This window comes from Halomonas organivorans, from assembly GCF_014192055.1.
In the GTDB taxonomy this organism is placed as follows: Bacteria; Pseudomonadota; Gammaproteobacteria; order Pseudomonadales; family Halomonadaceae; genus Halomonas; species Halomonas organivorans.
This window is the reverse complement of sequence record NZ_JACHXM010000006.1, coordinates 149,179-172,321: the sequence shown is the minus strand read 5'-3', so window position 1 is coordinate 172,321 and position 23,143 is coordinate 149,179. Positions and strand designations below refer to the sequence as shown.

Here is a 23,143-nt window from a genome sequence, read left to right as displayed (position 1 = left end):
ATGCGCGTACTGGTCCATGGCAGTGAGCTGGCCGCAGCCACCGCAGCGGCGGCCCTGGCCTGGGTGGGCCACCGAGTCGTGTGGTGGCCCCATGGCAGCGCCGACTGGCCGACGCTGGCCAAGAGCGGCTGGCTGACCAGCGAGCCGCAGCTGATGGCGCGGCTCGAGGAGGGCAGGGAGCACGGTCATCTGAGGATACTGGGCCCCGAGGAGCGTCCGGATGACGAACGCTTCGAGGTGCTGTGGCTGGCCCTGTCGCCGGAGCAGCGGGAAGCCGGACGGGCTACCGTGGCCGAGCTGTCGTCATTGCTGACGGCGGATGCCGTGCTGGTCAACAACTCGACCTTCCCGGTCGGCGAGACGGATCGCCTGGCGGCCTGCCTGGGAAACGGTCGATTCGCCGTGGCCCTGGCCGACCTGCTCGAGGAAGGTCGGGCCTGGGAGGCCTTCACCAGGCCCTCCCGTTGGCTGTTGGGCTGCGACGAGCGCGACGCCGAGCGACGAGTGCGCGAGCTGCTGCGGGCCTTCAACCGGCGCCGTGAGGTATTCCAGCGCATGCCGCGTCGCGCCGCCGAGCTGAGCAAGCTGGCCATCAATGGCATGCTGGCGACCCGCATCAGCTACATGAACGAGATCGCCGGCCTGGCCGATACGCTCGGCGTGGACGTGGAGCACGTTCGCGAGGGCATGGGCGCCGATACCCGCATCGGCTACGAATACCTCTATCCCGGCTGCGGCTTCGGGGGCCCCAGCTTCTCCCGCGACCTGATGCGGCTGGCCGATGTCCAGTCGGCCAGTGGCCGACATTCGGCGCTGCTCGATCAGGTGCTGGACATCAACGAGCACAAGAAGGAAACGCTGTTCCGCAAGCTATGGGCCCATTACCACGGTCGTCTCGAGGGCCTGACCGTGGCGATCTGGGGGGCGGCCTTCAAGCCGGGCACCGCGCGCATCGATCATGCGCCGGTACTGACCCTGCTGCGAGCCCTGTGGGCTCAGGGCGTTCGTGTTCGCTTGCATGATCCCGCTGCGGTGGGGGCGCTGCGCGAGCGTCTCGGCGAGCATCCGCTGCTCGAGCTGTTCGATGACGATCCCGAGGACGTCCTGGACGGCGCCGATGCGCTGATGCTGGTCACCGAGTGGAAGGCCTACTGGAATCCGGACTGGCCGACGCTGGTCGGGCGCCTGAAGGGCAAGCTGCTGCTGGACGGTCGCAATATCTATGATCCCGACCACGTCGCCGACATGGGGCTGCACTATCGGGGCATAGGGCGCCGCGCCGATCCTTGACGGAAAGTGGCTGCCGCCCTTCGTGGGAGCTCTGCTTGCAGAGCGATCCGCCGCGAAGCGGCGGCAGTCGTATTTACGATGGGATGATGCCCCGAGCTACCGCTTTCGCGATCTGAAGATCGCTCCCACGAAGGGCACCCCCAATCCATGCCGAGTGGTTTCACGCTGATCGGCGATGAATAAAACAAAACGGCCCCGCCATAAGGCGGGGCCGTTGTCGTTCGCGAGTCCGCTGGGGATCAGGCGAAGTTCTGGGCGACGAAGTCCCAGTTCAGCACCTTCCAGACGTTCTCGAGGTACTTCGGACGCGCGTTGCGGTAGTCGATGTAGTAGGCGTGCTCCCACACATCGATGGTCAGCAGCGGGGTCTGGCCGTGGGCGACCGGGGTGTCGGCGTTGCTGGTGTTGACGATGTCGACGCCGCCGTCATCGGTCTTGATCAGCCAGGTCCAGCCGGAGCCGAAGTTGCCTGCGGCCTGGGCGTTGAAGGTTTCCTTGAACTTGTCGAAGGAACCGAACTTGGCGTTGATGGCGTCGGCCAGGGCGCCGGTCGGCTCGCCGCCGCCGTTCGGCGACAGGCAGTGCCAGTAGAAAGTGTGGTTCCAGACCTGAGCCGCCTGGTTGAACAGGCCACCGGAGGAGGACTTGATGATCTCTTCCAGCGACTTGTTCGCGTCGTCGGTACCGTCGGTCAGCTCGTTGAGCTTGTTGACGTAGGTCTGGTGGTGCTTGCCGTAGTGATACTCCAGGGTCTCGGCGGAGATGTGCGGCTCCAGAGCGTTCTTCTCGTACGGCAGTGCAGGCAGTTCGAATGCCATTGTCGTTTCTCCTCGTCAGTCTCGGGTCGGCGACCCATGGTGTGCCAGTGCGCGAGGGATATGCAAGGTCCTTGGCGGCACGAATTGGCCGTGCCCGTTCGCTCCCTCGATAAAAAACCGTACACTATCAGTATGCTGTGCCAGTCAGGTCACGGCATCATATCACCCGGTTCGGGGTCCGCCAATTCCGATCGCCGGACTCGGATTTGGGTCGCAAGCCGGCATCAGCGCCGGCAGGACGCCGTCACCCACAGAGCAAGGAGACCTCCATGGCAGAGCGCCCGGAAGACAGCCGGCAGCCCCGACCGATCGTTCCGGACCCGGATGCCAGCCTGGCCGGCCATCACCGGTCGCATCCACCGTCTCGTGCCAGGACCTGGCCGCTGTGGCTGCTGATTCTGCTGCTCATGGCGGCGCTGCTCGCCCTGGCCGGGGCCGGCTGGCTGGAGCGCCAGCGCCTGGAACAGCGCCTGGCCCGCCTCGACGGCGAGATCTCCAACGTGCATGCCCGCTTCGATGCCTCTGAGGGCCGTGGTGAACTGTTGTCGCAGATACAGCGGCGTCTCGGCGAACTGTCGACCCTCGAGGACGATCTCGATGCCCGCCTCGAGGAACGCCTCGACGGCTGGCAGTCACAGCACCTGGCGCCGCTGGCCGATGCCCAGTCCGACCTCGACGCCCGGCTGGCGACCCTGGCCGAAGACGGACAGGTTCGGGCCGATACCCTGGCGGCGGTGCGCGACTCGATGGATGCGCTCGAGAAGGCGAGCCGCGAGAGTCATGCCGCCCTCGGTGAACGGCTGACAGGGCTGGAAAGCGCGCTCGACGCCGATGTCGAGCGGATCGCCGCCCTGACGCAGCGTGTCGAGCAGCGCCATGAGGCGCTCACCCAGCGGCTCGACGAGGCCCGGAATGCCCTGGATAGTCTCGACGATGACGTTGAAGCCCTGGGGGCATCGCGCGATGATGTCGGTGAGCGGGCGGCCTCGTTGGAGGAGCGCCTCACGGACGTGCAGTCCGAGCTGCGGGAACTGCGCCAGGCGCAGCTGGCCACGAGCGCCCGGCTCGAAGCGCTGCGGCAGTGACAGGACGTCAGCCAGGGAAGTCTCGATATCATGGATAAGTGTTTCATCAAGCGCCTCGCTGTCGTCTCTTTGTCGATCGGTCTCGCCAGCCCGGGTGTGGCCCTGGCCATGGACGCGCGCATCGAGGGCGTCGAGGGCGATCCCGCCGAGAATCTCGAGGTTTACCTCGACGGACTGGAGGCCGACCAGTACTCGCCGCAGCGGCTCGAAGCGGAGATACGACGCCTCGCCCGCGAGGCCCTGAAGGTCTACGGCTACTATGCGCCCACGCTGGAGGTGACCTTCGACGATCCCGAGGCCCCCAGTGAGGTGACGCTGCGCGTCGAGCTCGGCGAGCCGGTACGCATCGAACGCCTCCGTTTCCGGCTGGCCGGCGAGGCCGCCGAGGATCCGCCGTTTCGCTCGGCCATCGCCGGCTATCCGCAGCAGGAAGGCGACGTGCTGAAGCATGCGCCTTTCGACGCCTTGCGCAGCAAGCTTGCCGGCCTGGCCCTGGAACGCGGCTACTTCGACTGGCGCTTCACCGAACGGCGCATGGAAATCCGTCCCTGGGCGCACAGCGCCCGCCTGTCGCTGGCTCTCGACAGCGGCCCCCGCCATCGTTTCGGGCCAGTGAGCTTCCGCGGCCAGCATATCGAGACCGAACGGCTCGAGGCCCTCGCACCGTTCAGCGAGGGGAAGCCCTACCTGGCCAGCGACATCGCCACCTTCAACCAGCGTCTCGGCCAGACCGAGTGGTTCGCATCGGTCAGCGTGCGTCCACGGCTGGATGCCGGGGTGCGCGAACTGGCCCTGCCGCCGGCGCGCCTGGGGTTCCTCAACGCCCTTGACGTGGAGGGTCTGCCGCCCGGCGCGCCGCCAGCGCCCCGGCTGAGCGCCGATGCGCTGGCCTCGGCGGGGGACATCCAGGCCCCGGCCGTCCCCGAGGTGCCGATCGAGGTGACACTCACGCCGGCCGACCGCCACCAGTTCGAGGTCGGCCTCGGCTTTGCCACCGATGTCGGCCCTCGGGCCCGTTTCTCCTGGGACCAGCCCTGGGTCAATCGCTACGGGCACAGCTGGAACCACGATCTCTACGTATCCGGCCCCGAGCAGAAGTTCAGCGGCGTCTACGAGATGCCACTCGAGGATCCGCTGCGAGACAGTTATGAACTGCAGTACGGGTTGCGCAACAAGGACGACGAAGATACCCGCACCATGGAAGCCACCGTGGAGTTCGGCCGACGCTGGAAGTTCGACAATGGATGGGAACAGTATCTCTACCTGCGCAGTACCTACGAGGACTTCACCCAGGCCGACGAGGACAACGAGGTGCTGCTGCTGTATCCCGGGGTGCGCTGGACGCGGACCCGCGCCCGCAATCCGACGTTCCCCACCTGGGGAGACCGCCAGCAGATCACCCTGCAGTATTCCAGCGAGGCCTGGGGCTCGTCGGCCGAATTCCTGCGCATGAATGCCGACTCGCAGTGGATCCGCAGCCTCGGCGACAACTATCGTTTCGTTGGCCGCGTCGGGGCGGGCAGCGTCGTCACCGACGATTTCGCCGATATCCCACCGTCACTGCGCTTCTTCACCGGCGGCGACAACAGCGTACGCGGCTATGCCTACGAGTCGCTGGCCCCGGAAGACGACGAGGGGCAGCTGATCGGCGGCGAGCAGCGTCTGGTGGCCAGCGTCGAGGCGCAGCGCCGCCTGACCGGCAAGTGGTGGTTGGCCAGCTTCGTCGACGTCGGCGACGCCTTCACCGACTGGTGGCCACAGGAGCTGAACACCGGCGCCGGCCTGGGGGTACGCTGGATCTCGCCGGTGGGCCCGATCCGTTTCGATGTCGCCCACCCCTTCGACAACCAGGATGCCTACCGCATCCACTTCGCCATCGGACCGGAGTTCTGAGTATCGCCACCGTGAGCCTACACCGTTCGAGCCGGGCCGCGGCCCGCCCGTTGATCCTGCGAGGGGCATCATCGTGAGAGTGCGTCGCCTGAGCTGGGCAGTCGTCCGCCTGCTGGTCCTGCTGCCCTTGTGGTTGCTGGGCCTTGTTCTGCTGCTGCTGGGTCTGGCCCTGTCGCCCTGGGGCACCGGCCTGCTGATCGATCAGGGCCAGCGTCTCGGCCTGATCGACGTCGAGGACGTCGAGGGCGCGCCGTTGGATGCCCTGCGCATCGAGGGGCTGCGCCTCGAGGCCGGTCCGGCGAGCGTGGCGATCGCACACCTTGAGCTGGCCTGGGCCGACGACTGCCTTCTCGATGGGCGTCTGTGCCTGGATCGTCTGGTCGTGGAAGGCGCGCGGATTCGGCTCGGGGAGAGCGAGCCGACAGCTGCCGACGAGGCGCCCGAGGATAGCGCCGGGACGGCTCCGGGGCCGGTTCGCTTGCCGTTCCCGGTGGCCCTGCGCGAGCTGGTGCTGAACGATGTCGAGGTGCGTCTCGCCGACGGCACCCGCCTGGCCTGGAAGCACTTCTCCAGCGGCGCAGAGGCCGCGGACGATACCCTGACGCTTGACCCGACACGCCTCGCCGGGCTGCGACTGACCCTGCCGATCTCGCCGGGCAACCAGCTGGCCCTCAGCGAGTCGGAGCGTCCCGAGCCGGTCCTCACCGCGGCATCGATCGACGCCGCCGTGGCCGTGCGCTCGCCGCTGCCTGCCAGCGTTGCTCCGGCCGCGGCGGGGGTTCGCGACAAGCCGCTGGAGGAGCGTGAGCCGCTGACGCTGCCGGACATTACCCTGCCGCTGGCGGTCAACGTTCCCAGCCTGACCCTGGAAGATGCCGCTCTCGAAGGGCCCCAGGCCTACGTGATCGACCGGCTCGACCTCAGCGTCACCGCCCGCGGCCAGAAGGTGACCGTGCATCCGCTGGCGGTGGCGTCCCGAGAGGCCGATGCCACCCTCGAGGCCGAGGTCACGCTGAGCGGTGACTATCCCCTCGAGGCCCACCTGGGCGCAGACTTCTATCTGCCGGAGCGACTGCCGGCGCTGGCCGGGCAACGGCTCGAGCTGGCCGTGACCGGCGACCTGCGCGACCTCAGCGTCTCGCTCATCGCCAGCGGCCCCATGGCGGCCAGTCTTCAGGCGCATCTCGATGCCCTGGACCCGACGCTGCCGTTTTCCGCCCGCCTGGAGAGCGATGCGCTGCAATGGCCGCTGCCCGGTGCTACGCCGACCGCCGACAGCGAGACCGACGGCGCCGCAGCTGGAGCCGAAGAGGGCCCGGCCGAAGCGGCCGAACCATGGAAGGTCGAGGATCTGGCGCTCAACGTCGAAGGGTCGCTGACCGACTACCGGGTCAGTCTGGGGCTGACCGCCCAGGGGCCGTCGCTGCCACGCAGCGGGCTCGAGCTGAGCGGCCAGGGCAACCTGAAACGCTTCGACTGGGCGCCGCTGCGCCTGACGCCGCCCAAGGGCACACTGACTAGCCAGGGGCGTGTCGACTGGTCCGAGGCGCTTTCGGTCTCGGCACGGCTGAACGTCGATGGCTTCGACCCGGAGCCCTTCGTCGAGGGGCTGGCGGGTCGACTCGACGGCAACCTCGAACTGGCCTTCACCCAGAGCGCCGACGGCTGGCGACTCGGGGTACCGGCACTGGCGGTGGACGGCGAACTCGCCGACCAACCGTTCTCGCTGGAAGGGCAGCTTTCCGGTGACCATGACATGAACTGGGAGGTCGATACGCTGAGCCTGCGCCAGGGCGACAATCGCCTGCAGGCATCCGGCACGGTGGCCCCCAGCGATCTGAACCTGGATGCCCGCCTCGACATGCCTCGGCTGGACACTCTCTATCCCGGGCTCGCCGGAGCGCTCTCCGGCGATATCGAGGCCACCGGCAGCTTCGAGCAGCCGCAGCTATCGCTGACCCTCGACGGCGACCGACTGGCCTTTGCCGACAACCGGCTCGCCCGGCTGCGCCTCGCGGGGAACGTCGCCGGGCTGGAGGATCCGGCTCTGGACCTGAGCCTTGAAGCCGGAGAGGTCGCGGCCGCTGGCCAGACCTTCGATACGATCGACCTGGCCCTCGACGGCCGGCTCTCCGAGCACCGTCTGACGCTGGCCGTGGACGGCGATTCCGACGGGCCACTGGCGTCGCTGAACCTGGCCCTCGAGGGGGCCCTCGACAAGGCCCGTCAGCACTACACCGGCCGACTGACCCCGCTCGAAGCCGACACCGCCTATGGCCGGCTGGCCCTCGACCAGGCGCTGGCCTTCGATGCCGACCTGGGCGCGAGCGGCGTAGAGGTGCAGCCCTTCTGCCTGCGTCGCGAACAGGGCGGCGGCCTGTGCCTGACCGAGGCCTTGTCGGCCTCAGCGGACAGCGGACGCGCCGTGTTGGCCATCCGCGAGCTGCCCATGGACCTGATCAACGATGCCATGCCGCCGGGATGGCGCATCGATGGCGACAGCGAGGGCAACCTGGAGGCCGAATGGTCGCGCGGTGGCAGCGCCTGGCAGGCCACGGCCGACCTCGACAGCCAGGTCGAGGTCGCCGGCGAGGATGCCTACGGGCAGCCCTGGTCGGTTCCCGGTACGGGGCTCGCCCTCGACCTGGAGGCCAGTCAGGCCCGTGCCGATATCGGCCTGGCACTGACCCTCGGCGATAGTGGCGCGTTACGCCTGGACCTGGGAATCATCGATCCCATGGGGGCAGGGCAGCTGGACGGCCGACTGACGGTCGACGAGGTGCGGCTGAGTCCCTATCGCCCGCTGGTCGCCGACCTGGAGACCCTGGAAGGCACGCTCGGCGGTAACGTAGCGATCGGCGGTTCCCGCGACCAGCCCCAGTTGGACGGTCGCCTCGAACTCGGCGGCCTGCGCGCGGAGGGGCTCGGCCTGCCGCTGTCGGTGGCCGATGGTGCCCTGACGGTCGCCCTGAGCGGCGACCGCGCCGACATCGACGGTTACCTGGCCAGCGAGCAGGGAAGACTGAACATCACCGGCGATGCTCGCTGGCCATCGGCAGACGCCTGGCGAGCCTCCCTCGACCTGGAAGGGCGTGACGCGCCGCTCGAGGCTGCACTGCCGGGATTCGGTCGGCTGCGCCTGGCACCGGACCTGTCTATCCGGGCAACGCCGGAGCGGCTGCGAGTCCGCGGCGAGGTCGGAGTGCCGTGGGCACGGCTCGAGGTGGGCCAGGTGCCGGCATCGGCGGTGTCGCCGAGTCCGGATGAGGTGATCATCACCCGCGAGGAGGCCGAGGCGGCGGACCGTCGCGCCGCCGATGGCGAGGCGGGTGAGTCCACCGCCGAGGCGATGCAGAAGGCCGGCATGGCGTTGGACGTGCGCGTGACCCTGGCACTTGGCCCGGACATGCGGCTGGCGGCCTATGGCCTGAAGACCAAGCTGGCCGGAGGCCTCGAGGTTCGCCAGTCCAACGGCCCCGTCCAGCTGTTCGGTAACGTCAACCTGGAGGACGGGCGCTTCCGTGCCTTTGGCCAGGACCTGATCATTCGCGAAGGGATCCTCTACTTCAGCGGCCCGCCCGGCCAGCCGCTGCTCGATTTCGAAGCCGTGCGCAACCCGGACAACACCGAGGATGGCGTCGTCGCCGGCCTGCGCGTCACCGGCCCGGCGGCCAGCCCCAGCCTGGAGATCTTCTCCGAGCCGGCCATGGACGAATCCCGGGCGCTGTCCTACGTGCTGCGCGGACGCGCCCCGGATGATGGCGGCGGCGCCGACGGCGCCCTGACCTCTGCGCTGCTCGGCGTTACCCTTGGGCAGGCCGGCGGCGCCGTGGGCGCCATCGGCGAGGCCTTCGGCATCCAGGACCTGAGCCTCGACACCGCCGGTAGCGGCGAGGACAGCCAGGTGGTCGTCACCGGGAACCTGACGGATCGGCTGAGCGTCGGTTATGGTGTCGGCGTGTTCTCGCCGATCGCCGAGCTGAGCCTGCGCTACAAGCTATGGCGGAACCTCTACCTGGAGGCCATATCCGGTGCCTCCCAGGCGGTGGACTTGATCTACACCTTCAGCCTGCCGGGCGATCCCCCGGTGCTGAACCGATAACAGGAGCACTGTCATGCCTGCCTCTTCCCAGTCCGCCCCGGAGGGTCGCGATACGCCGATGTCGATCGACGGCCGGCACACGGTCAGCGGCCGCGCCATGATGCCCCCCTGGCCGGAGGGCCTGGAGGAGATCGTGCTGGGCCTGGGCTGCTTCTGGGGCGCCGAGCGCCTGTTCTGGGAGCTGCCCGGCGTGCATGTCACGGCCGTGGGCTATGCCGGCGGCGAGACGCCGAACCCGACCTATCGCGAGACCTGTACCGGTCGCACCGGCCACGCTGAAGTGGTGAGAGTGGTCTACGACCCCGAGGTGATCGACCTGGATACCCTGCTGCGCCACTTCTGGGAGGCCCATGACCCCACCCAGGGCGACCGGCAGGGCAACGATATCGGCCCCCAGTATCGCTCGATCATCCTCACCTCCGACGAGGCCCAGCGCGACGTTGCCGAGCGCAGCCGAGCCGCCTACGGCGAGGCGCTGGCACGCGTCGGGCGCGGTCCGGTCACCACCGAGATCGTTCCGCTCGAGACCTTCTACTACGCCGAGGACTACCATCAGCAGTACCTCGACAAGAACCCCGGCGGCTACTGCGGCCTCAAGGGCACCGGCGTCAGCTGCCCGATCGGCTGATCGCTTTCCGGGCCCGGCTCAGAGAGGTCGACCAGGCCGTCAACTGGTCGGCCACTCGCCGCGCCAGCCAACTGTCCAGGCGTCCGTCGCGCCACTCGACGAAGCCCACATGGCCGCCGTGGCGGGCGGTCTCCAGGCGAATACCGGGGCCGAGCTCGACGCCTGCGTAGAGGTCAACCGGCATAAAGGGATCGTCATCGGCATGCAGGATCAGGGTCGGCAGGCGAATGCCGCCGAGCAGGGGGCCGGCCGCGGCGCGTCGATAGTAATCGGCGGCGCCATCGAAGCCGTGCAGCGGCGCGGTGACCGCCTCGTCGTACTCGCGAAGGGTGGTGAAACCGGCGAGGTCTGCGGGCGTCAGCGACAGGGGCAGTTCCCCGGTGACCAGCCGGGACGCCACCTTGGCCTTTAGGGCGCCGAGCAGATGACGCTGGTAGAGGCGGGCGAAGCCGCGTTCCAGGGTGTCGGCACTGGCGGCCAGATTCACGGGCGGTGCAATGGCGATCGCTCCCCCCAGCCCCAGGACATTCGCCCTATCCTCTGCCACCAGCTTGAGCAGCATGTTGGCACCCAGCGACACCCCGCAGGCGAACAGCGCCGCTCGAGGATACCGGTGCCGCAATCGCGTCAGCAGCCAGTGAGCGTCGGCGGTGTCGCCGCTGTGATAGGCACGTGGGCGTCGGTTGGGCCGGCGCCCGCAGCCGCGAAAGTGCATCAGCAAGGCTCGATGGCCATTCCCGGCGGCGGTCAACAGCTGCCTGGCATAGGGCGAGTCCACCGAGCCCTCCAGGCCATGGAACAGCACCAACAGCGGCGCCGTCGCGTCCTCTGGCGATGGCGTCACCCACGCCAGCTCGACCACGTCGCCGTCAGGCAGCGGCAACTCTTCCCAGGCCAGCGTCGGTTCCCGGCACGGCAGCAGCCGGGGCAGCAGGGTCTGGACGTGGCGGTTGGCCAGCCCCGGCGGCGGCCGGAATCGTGCCGTATGGCGTCCGGGGGTCATGTGCCGTCGACCGGCGCGGTGGCGAGCCGCTGCCATAGGGCGTCCACCGCCGAGTGAGGATTGCCCCGGTGCCGGTAGAGGCGGACCTCCAGCGGCACCTCCCAGCGTATTCCGCCGGCAGGCACCAGGCTGCCGGCGCTGAGCGCCGCCTGGACGGTGCGTTTGGGCAGCCAGCCAAGGCCATAGCCGAGTCCGACCAGCTCACGGATATTGCCGCTCTGGATGCTCTCGTTGAGCACGCTGAAAGTGGGTATCTCGCCGAGGCCCTCGAGATGGGCGCGAATGCTCTGGTCGATCAGTCCTCGCGGGTGATAGGCGATCAGCGGCAGGGGGCGTCGCCCGGCGTCCTCGAGCGAGAAACGCGGACGCCCGTCGGCGTCGGGCTGCGAAACCGGCACCAGGCGCTCCTCGCCGAGCGTCACGACATCGAGTCCCTCGGTGTCGAAGCTCAGCGAACAGGCCCCGGCAGGCCAGTAGCAGAGTGCCAGATCACACTCGTTGCGCCTCAGCGCCTGAAAGTAGTCATCGACCAGCCAGCCGGTGGCACGCAGATAGGGCACCACCGGTGGCGCCGATGCGAAGCCGGCCAGCCATTCCGGCAGGAAATTGGCCAGCAGGCTCTGGGGCGCTGCCAGGCGAATGCGCCCGGCATCGGCCTGGGTCAGTTGTTCCAGTCGCTCACGGGTCGTGGCGACCCGGCGGGTAACGTCCTGGCACAGGGCCAGGAATTCCTCTCCGGCCGGTGTCAGCGATAGTGGCAGGGTCTGACGATTGATCAGGGTCGTGCCCATTTCCTCCTCGAGCAGCTTGATGCGTCGCGAGAAGGTTGGCTGAGTCACGTTCTGGGTCTCCGCCGCCCGAGAGAAATGGCGCGTGCGCGCCAGGGCGATGAAGTCTTCCAGCCAGCGTAATTCCATAGTGTTCCTTGTGCCGGATCACGGGGCCAGGGCGTCTACTCAGGTTAGTCGCCGTTGACCAGGCGGTCAGGTCAGCGTGCCACCGCCACTGCGTCGGACCGGATCTGAAGATCGCTCCCACGAAGGCTCAGTGCCACCGAGCAGGTTTTCGTGGGAGCGTACGGTCCGGCGCTCCGGCTTGCTGCGCGATCAGTGGCAAAGCCCAAGGCGCCTGGCGGTACCACCGCCGCTGCGCGGCGGATCGCGATCTGAAGATCGCTCCCACGAAGATCGCTGCCAAGAACCCGACGAAAGCGCCTAGATTCGGCCTTCCTCGACCCCATGACAGGCCACCTGCCCACCCTCGTCGGTGGCGATCAGCGCCGGCACCTCGTCGCGACAGCGCGCATTGGCGTGAGGGCAACGGCCGTGGAACACGCAGCCCGACGGCAGCTTGACCGGCGTGGGCACTTCGCCTTCCAGGCGAATATGCTGAGGACGATCATCCTCGAGCCGCGGGATCGCCGACATCAGCGCCTGGGTGTAGGGGTGGCGGGGCGTGGCGAACAGCGTCGCCGTGGGCGCCACCTCGCAGACCCTGCCCAGGTACATCACCGCCACGCGGGTGCCGAAGTGCTCGACCACCGCCAGGTCGTGGGTGATGAACAGATAGGTCAGATTGCGCTGCTGCTGGGCTTCCATCAGCAGGTTGAGCACCTGGGCCTGGATCGAGACGTCCAGCGCCGAGATCGGCTCGTCGGCGACGATGAACTCGGGGTCGACCGCCAGGGCGCGGGCGATGGCGATACGCTGCCGCTGGCCGCCGGAGAACTCGTGGCCGTAGCGCCCCCCCCAGTCCGACGCGATACCCACCGCGTTCATCACCTCGGCGACCTTGTCCTTGACCTGCGCCGGCGACCAGTCGGGATGGTGCAGCCGAATCGGCTCCTCCAGGGTCTGCTGGATGGTCATCCGCGGGTTCAGCGACGCGTAGGGATTCTGGAAGATCATCTGCATGCGACGGCGGAAGGGCAGCAGTTCCTTGGTCGAGCGGTCGTCGATGCGCTCGCCGTCGTAGCGGATCTCGCCGGCGCTGGGATGGATCAGGCCCATCACGGTGCGCGCCACGGTGGACTTGCCGCAGCCGGACTCGCCGACCACGCACAGCGCTTCGCCGCGCTGGATATCCAGGTCGACGCCGTTGATGGCGTGCACGTGCTTCTGCTCGCGTACCAGTTTGCCGCCCTTGAACTTGAGCTGCTCCAGGAAATCGCCGGAGAGCGAGAAACGCTTCTCCAGGCCGCGGATCGACAGCAGCGGCTCGGCCGCTTCCGGCACCGCGGCGCCTGAGTCCATCGAGGCGGTAGACGCGGCGGCGGAGGAGCCCTTGGATGAGCCAGCGGTGGAAAGAGAGGCAGTGGTCATGAGTCTTGCTCCTCGGCCGGAATGCGTTCGCGCTCGATCATCTCGGCGACCATGTGGCAGGCCGCCTGGCAGTTGCCGGAGGTGACGAAACCGGGCACTTCGTCGACGCAGGCCTGGCGGGTGGAGCCGTCGGGCCGGGTCACGAAGCCGCAGCGCGGATGGAAGGCGCAGCCGCTCGGCAGGTGGCTGAGCGACGGCATGCTGCCCGGGATCTGGTTGAGCCGCTCGCCGGGCGTGGCCATCTGGGGCAGGGCATTGATCAGCCCTTGGGTATAGGGGTGCTGCGGGTCGTTGATGATCTCCCGCGTCGGCCCCTGCTCGATGACCCTGCCTGCGTACATCACCAGCATGCGCTGGGTGACCTGGCTGACCACGCCCAGATCGTGGGTGATCAGCACCAGGCCGACGTTGTGCTCCTCGCACAGCTCCAGCAGCAGCGCCATGATCTCGGCCTGGATGGTCACGTCGAGCGCCGTGGTAGGCTCGTCGGCGATGATGATGTCCGGATCGAGCAGCAGGGCGATGGCGATGATCACCCGCTGACGCATGCCGCCGGACAGCTCGTGGGGGTACTGGTCCAGGCGTGCCTCGGGCGAGGGAATCTGTACCTGCTCGAGCTTGCGCAGCGAGATCGCACGGGCGTCGCGGGTCGAGATCCGACGGTGGGCCTTGAGGCATTCCACCATCTGCTCGCCGATGGTCAGCACCGGATTGAGCGTCATCATCGGATCCTGGAAGATCATCGAGATGCGATGCCCGCGGATGCGGCGCAGTGCACGGTCGGACAGGCCGATCAGTTCCTGGCCGTCGAAACGGATGCTGCCGCCGGCGATGTAGCCGGGCTTGGCGATCAGGTTGAGCAGGCTGAAGGCGGCCACGGACTTGCCGGCGCCGGACTCGCCGACGATGCCCAGGCGCTCGCCGCGGTCCAGGCTGAAGCAGACGTCGCGCAGGGCCTGGACGTCGCCGCGGCGCAGCGCGAAGCGCACGTCGAGGTGATTGACTTCGAGAAGTGACATGAGAACTCCTTGGCCTCAGCCCTTGTACAGGCGTGGGTTGAGGACGTCGCGCAGCCAGTCGCCGAGCAGGTTGATCACCAGCACCAGCACCACCAGCACCAGGCCCGGGATCAGCGTGATCCACCAGGAGCCGGACTGGATGTAGTCGAAGCCGGACTTGATCAGCGAGCCCAGCGAAGGCTGGGTCTCGGGCATGCCGAGGCCGAGGAACGACAGTGCCGCCTCGGAGATGATGGCGTTGGCCACCTGCACGGTGGAGATGACAAAGATCGGCGACAGGGTGTTGGGCAGAATGTGGCGGAACATGATGCGCCGACTGCGCAGCCCCATCACGCGGGCCGCGTCGACGTATTCCTTGCCCTTTTCGGCCAGCACCGAGGCACGCACGGTGCGCGCATACTGCGGCCACTCGGCAAGCCCGATGATCAGCACCAGCAGCGGCACCGCGTAGGCGCTGAAGGTGGCGCCGCCGAAGATCGCCTTGAACAGCGCGCCGACCACGATCGCCACCATCAGGGTAGAGAACGACAGCTGGATATCGGCCAGGCGCATCAGGAAGGCGTCGACGCGACCGCCCAGGTAACCGGCCAGCAGGCCGAAGCAGACCCCGAGGGTGGCCTGCATGGCCACCGCGCCGAAGCCGATGATCAGAGAGACCCGCAGGCCGTAGAGGATCGTCGAGAGCAGGTCGCGGCCCTGGGCGTCGGTACCCATCACGTAGGCCGGGTCGCTGCCGTCGACCCAGAAGGGCGGCAGCTCCGAGGCCAGGATGTCGATCTGCGCCAGGTCGTAGGGGTTCATCGGCGCCAGCCACGGCGCCAGCACGGCGCACGCCACCATGACGATGAACACCGCGAGGCTGAGCTGGGCGATCAGGTCGCGCTTGAAGCTGTAGAGCAGGTAGGAGTCGCGGAAGCGCTCCCAGCGGCTCGCCGTGGACGAGCTCGCAACGGTTGGAGTCGTGGTGGTCATGCGGGCTTTCCTGTCAGCTTGACGGTGGGGTTGACCAGGCCGTAGATCAGGTCGACCAGGGTGTTGGTGATCACGAAGATCAGCCCCACGATCATCAGGTAGGTGACGATCAGCGGAATGTCGGAGCGTTCGATGGCGTCGAGGAACATCAGTCCCATGCCGGGCCACTGGAACACCGTCTCGGTGAGGATGGTGTAGGCCACCAGGGTGCCGATCTGTACCCCGCCGACGGTGATCACCGGCAGCATGGTGTTCTTCAGCGCATGCAGGAAGTAGATACGGCGCGGCGAGATGCCCTTGGCGCGGGCGAACTTGACGTACTCGGACTGCAGCACCTCGAGCATCTCGGCGCGGATCAGGCGGATGAACAGCGGCAGCATGATCGAGGCCAGCGAGATGGCGGGCAGCACCAGGTAGGACAGCCCCTCGAGCGAGGCGAAGTTGGTCTCCCAGGTGCCGAACACCGGGACCGGGTTGCCGCGACCGTAGGCCGGCATGCCGCCCTCGGTGCTGACCAGGTCATTGAGCCAGGCGCCCCAGCCGGTATCGGCGGGGAAGGGCGAGAAGCTCACGCCGATGGCGAACAGCTGGATCAGCACGATGGCGGTGAGGAACACCGGGATGGAGATGCCGATGATCGACACGCCCATGAAGAAGCGCGACAGCCAGGCGCGCGGCTTGATGGCGCTGTAGACCCCGATGGGAATCGACAGAGCGATGATCAGGAAGGTCGAGGCGGCCACCAGCTCCAGCGTCGCCGGCAGGTGGCGCAGGATGACGTCGGTGGTCGGCTCATTGAAGACGTAGGAATAGCCGAAGTCGAAGTGCACCGCATTGGCGGCAAAGCGCAGGTACTGCACCGCGAAGGGGTCGTTGAGGCCGAGTTCCTCGCGTAGCGCGGCGCGCTCGCTCTCCGGCACCGACTGGCCGACCATCTGCTGGATGGGGTCGCCCAGGTTGTCCTGGATGGCGAAGGCGATCACGCTGATGACGAACATCACCAGCAGCGCATGGAAGAGGCGCTTGATCAGAAAGGCGATCATGAGTGGCGTCCCGTAGGTAATACGGGGTGGCGCGCTCGTCCCGAGCGCACCACCGGGTCAGGATGGGGAAGGCCTCGCCGGCGAGCCGGCGAGGTGGCGATCACTCTTCCTCGATGACCAGATCCCCGAGGTAGGGGAAGTTCATCACGTTGAGGACCGGTGCGATGTCGACGTTGTCGGCGGAGGCCCAGGCCAGATCCTGCCAGTGCAGCGGAATGAAGGCCGCCTCGTCATACAGGGTCTGCTCGACCTGCTGGAGCATCTCGGCACGCTTGTCGCGGTCGACCTCCAGGTTGGCTTCGGCGACGAGCTTGTCGAGTTCCGGGTTGCAGTAGTTGCCGGCGTTGTACTGGCCGGCCCCGGTGTCGGCGTCCGGGCAGGCGGTGAGGTACTCGTGGAAGTTGGCCGAGTCCTCGGTATCCGCGTGCCAGCCGATCATCATCATGTCGGCGGCGCGGTCGTCATACTCGCCCCAGTACTGGGCCTTGGGCAGGGTCTTGAGGTCCACGGTGACGTTGATGCGGGCCAGCATGGCGGCCACCGCCTGGGCGATCTTGGCGTCGTTCACGTAGCGGTTGTTGGGCGCCATCATGGTGATCTCGAAGCCGTCCTCGTAGCCGGCCTCGGCCATCAGCTGCTTGGCCTTCTCGACGTCGTAGCGCGGTTCCAGGCCGTCGACGTGGCCGGCATAGCCATCCGGCGAGAACTGCGCGGCCGGGGTGGCGAACCCTTTCATCAGCCGGTCGGCGATGCCTTCCTGGTTGATGGCATAGGCGAAGGCCTGGCGCACCCGCGGGTCCTGGAAGGCCTCGACGCGCTCCTCGTTCATGTGGAAGAGGATGATCCGGGTGCCGGACATGGTGACCAGCTGGTTGTCGTCGTCGTTGCGGATGCGCTCCAGGTCGTTGGGCGGCACCGGGGCGATGAAATCCACGTCGCCGGAGAGCAGGGCGGCCACGCGAGTGGCGTTCTCGCTGATCGGCGTCATGACGATCTTGTCGACGTTGCCCGGGGAGTCTTCGTCCCAGTAGTCGTCGTTGCGCTCGAAGGCAATGCGCACGCCCTGCTGGCGTTCGGTGACCTCATAGGGCCCGGTACCGGACAGATGACGCGAGGCGTAGGAATTGCCGTTCTTGACGATCTCGTCCTTGGGGTCGCCGTCTGCGTCGTCACCGCTGTAGAACTGGCTGTCCATGGGGAAGATATAGGTGGCCAGGTTGAGCAGCAGCGGATAGGGCTTCTCGGTGGTGAACTCCACGGTGTGATCGTCGACCGCGGTGACCGAGGCGATGGGCTCGAAGATCGCCTTGAAGTCGGGGCTGCGCTTGAGGCGCTCCACGGTCCACACCACGTCCTTGGCGGTGAAGGGGTTGCCGCTGTGGAACTCGACGCCTTCGCGCAGCGACATGCGCATGGTGGTGTCGTCGACCTGTTCCCAGTCGGTGGCCAGGCGTGGCTCGAAATCGAGGTCCTGGGTCCAGCGCACCAGCGGGTCGAAGGTCATGTGGGAGAGCTGCAGGATACCGCCGGAGAGCTGCTCGTGGATATCGAGCGACACCGGGTCGGCGTCGTAGGCCATGCGCAGGGTGTTTTCGGCCTGGGCGGCCGGGGCGATGGCAGCCGTGGTCATGGCAGCGCCGATGACGCTAGCCAGTATTGTCTTCTTGATTGTCATGTGTCGTTCCATGCCGGATGGATTGTTATGTGTTCCGCCTCATTCGAGGCGAACGACCGTTTGTTCCGGTCCGACCCTCAACATAGAGAGTTACGCGGCAGGAAGACAATCGAAATAATGACAGGCTTCATACGCCCGGCGAATGAGGACTCGCCGGGCGGCGAGGGATCAGTCCTCGCTGGAGGGCGTCACGCGGTCGATCCGATACAGGGTGGAGACCTGGTCGAGGCCGGTCACGCTGCAGTCCAGATCGGTGACTCGGCCGTCGCTCAGGCCGTAGACCCAGCCGTGCACGGCGAGCGGCTGTCCGCGCTGCCAGGCACGCTGGATGATCTTGGTGCGGCACAGGTTGTTGACCTGGGCCTGGACGTTGAGCTCGCACATGCGATCGACCTGCTCTTCCAGCGGCAGATGCTCGAGGTCGGGGCGATGCAGGCTGTAGAGCTCGCGCACCGAGTGCAGCCAGTAGTCGACGATGCCGCACTCGCCGCCGGTCACCGCGGCCTTCACGCCGCCGCAGCCGTAGTGGCCGACGATCATGATGTGCTTGACCTTGAGCACGTCCACGGCGAACTGCACCACCGACAGGGCGTTCATGTCATTGTGATGGAGCAGGTTCGCCACGTTGCGGTGCACGAACACCTCGCCCGGCGGCAGATCGATGATCTGGTTGGCCGGCACCCGGGAGTCGGAGCAGCCGATCCACAAGTAGTCGGGGTTCTGCTGCTGGGACAGGCGGGCGAAGAACTCGGGGTCCTGCTGGCTGACGCTTTCCGCCCACTCGCGGTTGCGCTCGAGCAGCTGCTTCATTTCGTTTTTCATGGGGAGGAGTCTCTTATGATCAGGATCACTGACGAGTCATATTTTTTATTACCTGCATAGCCATGGTCAATGGCTCGGGCCTCCCGGGGGCTGCCCCCGACTGGTATGATCCTCGCGAATTGAAGACGATCCGACCATCGGGAGATCACTGTGTCCAAGTACGATTACGACCTCTTCGTCATCGGGGCTGGGTCCGGCGGAGTGCGTGCCGCGCGCACCGCCGCCGCTACAGGGGCGCGCGTTGCCGTGGCCGAGGACCGCTACCTGGGCGGCACCTGCGTCAACGTCGGCTGCGTGCCCAAGAAGCTGTACTCGTATGCCGCCCACTTCCACGACAGCTTCGAGGATGCCGGCGGCTTCGGCTGGAGCCTGCCCGCGGCGCCGCAATTCGACTGGGCGACCCTGCGTGACAACAAGATCGGCGAGATCAAGCGCCTGAACGGCATCTACGGCCGACTGCTGGACAACGCCGGTGTGCGCCTGATCAACGGCCGCGCCAAGGTGCTCGATGCCCATCACGTCAGCGTGGCCGGCGAGACCGTCAGCGCCGAGAAGATCCTGGTCGCCGTGGGCGGCTGGCCCTGGGTGCCCGATTTCCCGGGCAAGGAACTGACCTTGGACTCCAACCGGGTCTTCGACCTCGACAGCTTCCCCGAGCGCTTCCTGGTGCTGGGCGGCGGCTACATCGCCGTCGAGTTCGCCAGCATCTTCAACGGCCTGGGCAGCGACACCCATCTGATCTACCGCGGCGAGCTGTTCCTGCGCGGCTTCGATCGCGAGGTGCGTGAATTCACCCGCGACGAGATGGCCAAGAAGGGCGTCAACCTGCACTTCGAGACCAACGTCGAGGCCATCGAAAAGGTCGAAGGGGGCCTCAAGGTGACCCTGACCAACGGCGAGAGCCTCGAGGTCGACGCGGTGCTGGCCGCCACCGGGCGCCGTCCGCACCTGGAAGGGCTGGGGCTGGACCAGTTCGACATCGCCACCCATGACGACGGCACGCTTGCCGTCAACGAGCGCTTCGAGACGTCGGTGCCCTCGATCCTGGCGCTGGGCGACGTGACCGGCGGCCCCGAGCTGACCCCGGTGGCGCTGGAGGAGGCCATGAAGCTGGTCGAGCACCACTTCGGCGATACCACCCCCGAGCCGCTGGACTACGAGCGCATCGCCACGGCGGTGTTCTGTCACCCCAACATCGGCACCGTGGGGCTCTCCGAGGAGGCCGCCCGCGAGCGCTACGAGGCCATTCGCGTCTACAGCGCCGACTTCCGGCCCATGAAGCACACCCTGTCCGGCAGCGACGAACGCTGCCTGATGAAGCTGATCGTCGATGACCAGAGCGACGTGGTGGTCGGGGCCCATATGGTCGGCGAGGAGGCTGGCGAGGTCATCCAGGGCATCGCCATTGCCGTTCGTGCCGGACTCACCAAGGCCCAGTTCGACCAGACGGTGGGCATCCATCCGACCGGTGCCGAGGAATTCGTGACCATGCGTACGCCAAGTCGTCGCTGATACGACAGGTGGCGACATCTCGTCGTCACGTTTTCGCCACACGAACGGGCCACCCTGAAGGGGTGGCCCGTTTGCGTTGGAGGCAACAGATACCCTTCGCTCAGGGACCGGCTACGCTGAGAAAAAAGCCCGCACCACCGACGCTTTTGCCTATACTATAATCTTGCATTATGGTTTTCCCGCAGCAGGATAATCTGGTTTTTGAAAAGCGGGTAAGCGGCTGTTATGATGCTTTCCAAATTCGCTACAGCGAACACGACAATGAACGCAACCACAGAGCCCTTCATTCCCTCCGCCGACCTCGCCCGGCCCAGCGTGGCCGATGCCGTGGTCGGCCATCAGGCCACCCCGCTGTTCATCCGCAAGCCCAACCCCGATGATGGGTGGGGCATCTACGAGCTGGTCAAGTCCTGCCCGCCGCTCGACGTCAATTCCGCCTACGCCTACCTGCTGCTGGCGACCCAGTTCCGCGACAGCTGCGCCGTGGCCACCAACGAGGAGGGCGAGATCGTCGGTTTCGTCTCCGGCTACGTGAAGAGCAATGCGCCCGACACCTATTTCCTGTGGCAGGTCGCCGTGGGCGAGAAGGCCCGCGGTACCGGCCTGGCACGTCGCCTGGTGGAAGCCGTGATGACGCGCTCGGAGTTGGCCGACGTGCATCACCTCGAGACCACCATCACCCCGGACAACCAGGCATCCTGGGGGCTGTTCCGTCGCCTCGCCGACCGCTGGCAGGCGCCGCTGAACAGCCGCGAATATTTCTCCACCGACCAGCTCGGCGGCGAGCACGACCCTGAAAACCTCGTGCGTATCGGCCCCTTCCAGACCGCCGACATCTGAGTGCCACATCGAATGCCGCGTCGGCCCCTGAGGGGCCGGCGACGTACCCTTACGTTCCCGCTTTCATCCGACAGGAGGTCGCAATGCAGACCCAGACCCTCGAACGCATGGAGTCCGACGTCCGGACCTATTCTCGCTCTTTCCCGGTCGTCTTCACCAAGGCACAGAATGCCCGCCTGACCGACGAGACCGGCCGCGAGTACATCGACTTCCTGGCCGGGGCCGGCACCCTGAACTACGGCCACAACAACCCGCACATCAAGCAGGCGCTGGTCGATTACCTGGCCACCGACGGCATCGTTCACGGCCTGGACTTCTGGACCGCCGCCAAGCGCGACTACCTGGAGACCCTGGAAGAGGTGATCTTCAAACCGCGTGGCCTGGACTACAAGGTGCACTTCCCGGGGCCGACCGGCACCAATGCCGTCGAGGCCGCCATTCGCCTGGCTCGCGTCGCCAAGGGTCGTCACAACATCGTCAGCTTCACCAATGGCTTCCACGGCGTGACCATGGGGGCACTGGCGACCACCGGTAACCGCAAGTTCCGCGAAGCCACCGGTGGCGTGCCGACCGTGGGGGCATCCTTCCTGCCGTTCGACGGCTACATGGGCGAAGCCACCGATACCCTGGATTACTTCGAGAAACTGCTCGGCGACAAGTCTGGCGGTCTCGACGTGCCGGCCGCGGTGATCGTGGAGACGGTGCAGGGGGAGGGCGGCATCAACGTTGCCGGCCTGGAGTGGCTCAAGCGCCTGGAAGGCATCTGCCGCGCCAACGACATCCTGCTGATCATCGACGACATCCAGGCCGGCTGCGGCCGTACCGGCAAGTTCTTCAGCTTCGAGCACGCCGGCGTGACCCCGGACATCGTGACCAACTCCAAGTCGCTGTCCGGCTTTGGCCTGCCGTTCGCCCACGTGCTGATGCGCCCGGAACTCGACAAGTGGAAGCCGGGGCAGTACAACGGGACGTTCCGTGGCTTCAACCTGGCCTTCACCACCGCTGCGGCAGCCCTGCGCAAGTACTGGAGCGATGACACCTTCGAGCGTGACGTCCAGCGCAAGGCCCGCATCGTCGAAGAGCGGTTCCAGAAGATCGCAGCCTGGCTCGGCGAGGAGAAGGGCATCGAGGCGTCCGAACGAGGCCGCGGCCTGATGCGCGGCATCGACGTGGGCAGCGGCGATATTGCCGACAAGATCACCGCCAAGGCCTTCGAGAACGGCTTGATCATCGAGACCAGCGGTCAGGACGGTGAAGTGGTCAAGTGCCTGTGTCCGCTGACCATTCCCGATGAGGATTTGATCGAAGGGCTGGACATCCTCGAGGCCAGCGCCAAGCAGGCCCTCTGAGCCGAGCCTTCGCATCATGACCGCAGGCGTCTTCGCGGCTCGCCTGCGGTCATCGTGCCGACCGGTGAGACCGGGCGGCTTTCAAACAGACAGGATATGGAGAACGCCATGATCGTTCGCAATCTCGAGGAAGCACGCAAGACCGACCGCCTGGTCACCGCCGAAAACGGCAACTGGGACAGCACTCGCCTGTCGCTGGCCGAGGACGGAGGCAACTGCTCCTTCCATATCACTCGTATCTTCGAGGGCACCGAGACCCACATTCACTACAAGCATCACTTCGAGGCGGTCTACTGCATCGAAGGTGAAGGCGAGGTCGAGACCCTGGCCGACGGCAAGATCTGGCCGATCAAGCCGGGCGACATCTACATCCTCGACCAGCACGATGACCATCTGCTGCGGGCCAGCAAGACCATGCACCTGGCGTGCGTGTTCACTCCCGGCCTGACCGGCAAGGAAGTGCATCGCGAGGATGGCTCCTACGCGCCCGCCGACGAGGAAGCCGACGACAGCAAGCCGCTGTAAGGCCCCGGCGAAACACGTCTCGGCCCCGGTTCCCGCCATGGGAACCGGGGCCATCTCGTTTGTGGGAGTGCCGAAGCGGGTCCGACGTGGTCGTCGGTACGACGCGCTATTGATGACGCCTATATCGACAATCCTGACAGGCCGACCCTGGGACTGGCCTTCAAGGATGAATTCGGCGCACTTGGCAGCCAAGGCCGCGATTCCCGAAAGGCTCGTTCTGGATACGGCCACGAGACTGTCACACGC

The 23,143-nt window shown here is 66.8% G+C and carries 18 protein-coding genes; 9 read left to right on the top strand and 9 right to left on the bottom strand.

The window, feature by feature from the left end:
• Positions 1 to 1,290, top strand: coding sequence for a UDP-glucose/GDP-mannose dehydrogenase family protein (locus FHR96_RS08965; RefSeq protein WP_183387323.1), 1,290 nt, complete (start codon positions 1 to 3; stop codon positions 1,288 to 1,290).
• Positions 1,291 to 1,529: 239 nt separating this feature from the next.
• Here the strand turns inward: FHR96_RS08965 and FHR96_RS08960 are convergent, their stop codons facing one another.
• Positions 1,530 to 2,108: a superoxide dismutase gene (locus FHR96_RS08960; protein WP_183387322.1), complete on the bottom strand. Its 579-nt coding sequence runs from the start codon at positions 2,106 to 2,108 to the stop codon at positions 1,530 to 1,532.
• Between the two features lie 269 nt (positions 2,109 to 2,377).
• Here FHR96_RS08960 and FHR96_RS08955 point away from each other — a divergent pair, with 269 nt between their 5' ends.
• From FHR96_RS08955 to msrA, 4 genes are all read left to right on the top strand, one after another.
• Positions 2,378 to 3,193: a hypothetical protein gene (locus FHR96_RS08955; protein WP_183387321.1), complete on the top strand. Its 816-nt coding sequence runs from the start codon at positions 2,378 to 2,380 to the stop codon at positions 3,191 to 3,193.
• A 30-nt stretch (positions 3,194 to 3,223) separates the two neighbouring features.
• Positions 3,224 to 5,086, top strand: coding sequence for an autotransporter assembly complex protein TamA (tamA, locus tag FHR96_RS08950; RefSeq protein WP_183387320.1), 1,863 nt, complete (start codon positions 3,224 to 3,226; stop codon positions 5,084 to 5,086).
• A 73-nt stretch (positions 5,087 to 5,159) separates the two neighbouring features.
• The gene (gene tamB, locus FHR96_RS08945) at positions 5,160 to 9,188 is read left to right on the top strand and encodes an autotransporter assembly complex protein TamB (RefSeq protein ID WP_343066355.1); all 4,029 of its coding nucleotides are present in this window, start codon (positions 5,160 to 5,162) and stop codon (positions 9,186 to 9,188) included.
• 13 nt (positions 9,189 to 9,201) lie between these two features.
• Complete coding sequence (gene msrA, locus FHR96_RS08940; RefSeq protein WP_183387319.1) at positions 9,202 to 9,816, top strand: peptide-methionine (S)-S-oxide reductase MsrA; 615 nt, start codon at positions 9,202 to 9,204, stop codon at positions 9,814 to 9,816.
• Here the strand turns inward: msrA and FHR96_RS08935 are convergent.
• The 8 genes from FHR96_RS08935 to can all read right to left on the bottom strand — a co-directional run bounded on the left by FHR96_RS08935 (position 9,797) and on the right by can (position 18,671).
• Positions 9,797 to 10,819, bottom strand: a complete 1,023-nt coding sequence (locus FHR96_RS08935; RefSeq protein ID WP_183387318.1) for a hydrolase — start codon at positions 10,817 to 10,819, stop codon at positions 9,797 to 9,799. The two genes, msrA and FHR96_RS08935, sit on opposite strands and share 20 nt — an antisense overlap.
• A complete protein-coding gene (locus FHR96_RS08930) occupies positions 10,816 to 11,736 on the bottom strand; it encodes a LysR family transcriptional regulator (RefSeq protein WP_183387317.1) in 921 nt (306 codons plus the stop codon). Before FHR96_RS08930 ends, FHR96_RS08935 begins: the two co-directional genes overlap by 4 nt.
• A 297-nt stretch (positions 11,737 to 12,033) precedes the next feature.
• Complete coding sequence (locus tag FHR96_RS08925) at positions 12,034 to 13,071, bottom strand: ABC transporter ATP-binding protein (protein WP_183387366.1); 1,038 nt, start codon at positions 13,069 to 13,071, stop codon at positions 12,034 to 12,036.
• A 65-nt stretch (positions 13,072 to 13,136) separates the two neighbouring features.
• Entirely contained in the window at positions 13,137 to 14,159 is a 1,023-nt protein-coding gene (locus tag FHR96_RS08920) for an ABC transporter ATP-binding protein (protein WP_183387316.1), read from the bottom strand.
• Between the two features lie 15 nt (positions 14,160 to 14,174).
• Positions 14,175 to 15,131, bottom strand: a complete 957-nt coding sequence (locus FHR96_RS08915) for an ABC transporter permease (RefSeq protein WP_183387315.1) — start codon at positions 15,129 to 15,131, stop codon at positions 14,175 to 14,177.
• Positions 15,128 to 16,174, bottom strand: a complete 1,047-nt coding sequence (locus FHR96_RS08910) for an ABC transporter permease (RefSeq protein ID WP_183387314.1) — start codon at positions 16,172 to 16,174, stop codon at positions 15,128 to 15,130. Before FHR96_RS08910 ends, FHR96_RS08915 begins: the two co-directional genes overlap by 4 nt.
• A 100-nt stretch (positions 16,175 to 16,274) precedes the next feature.
• The gene (locus tag FHR96_RS08905; RefSeq protein ID WP_183387313.1) at positions 16,275 to 17,849 is read right to left on the bottom strand and encodes an ABC transporter substrate-binding protein; all 1,575 of its coding nucleotides are present in this window, start codon (positions 17,847 to 17,849) and stop codon (positions 16,275 to 16,277) included.
• A gap of 168 nt (positions 17,850 to 18,017) precedes the next feature.
• Complete coding sequence (gene can, locus FHR96_RS08900; RefSeq protein ID WP_183387312.1) at positions 18,018 to 18,671, bottom strand: carbonate dehydratase; 654 nt, start codon at positions 18,669 to 18,671, stop codon at positions 18,018 to 18,020.
• 150 nt (positions 18,672 to 18,821) lie between these two features.
• Between can and gorA the strand changes: the two genes are divergently transcribed.
• The 4 genes from gorA to FHR96_RS08875 all read left to right on the top strand — a co-directional run bounded on the left by gorA (position 18,822) and on the right by FHR96_RS08875 (position 22,897).
• On the top strand, positions 18,822 to 20,183 hold the full coding sequence (gene gorA / locus FHR96_RS08890; protein WP_183387311.1) for a glutathione-disulfide reductase: 1,362 nt from the start codon (positions 18,822 to 18,824) through the stop codon (positions 20,181 to 20,183).
• 261 nt (positions 20,184 to 20,444) lie between these two features.
• On the top strand, positions 20,445 to 21,023 hold the full coding sequence (gene ectA, locus FHR96_RS08885) for a diaminobutyrate acetyltransferase (RefSeq protein WP_183387310.1): 579 nt from the start codon (positions 20,445 to 20,447) through the stop codon (positions 21,021 to 21,023).
• Between the two features lie 83 nt (positions 21,024 to 21,106).
• Complete coding sequence (gene ectB / locus FHR96_RS08880; RefSeq protein ID WP_183387309.1) at positions 21,107 to 22,372, top strand: diaminobutyrate--2-oxoglutarate transaminase; 1,266 nt, start codon at positions 21,107 to 21,109, stop codon at positions 22,370 to 22,372.
• Between the two features lie 108 nt (positions 22,373 to 22,480).
• Positions 22,481 to 22,897, top strand: coding sequence for an ectoine synthase (locus tag FHR96_RS08875; RefSeq protein ID WP_183387308.1), 417 nt, complete (start codon positions 22,481 to 22,483; stop codon positions 22,895 to 22,897).
• Positions 22,898 to 23,143: the final 246 nt, after the last annotated feature.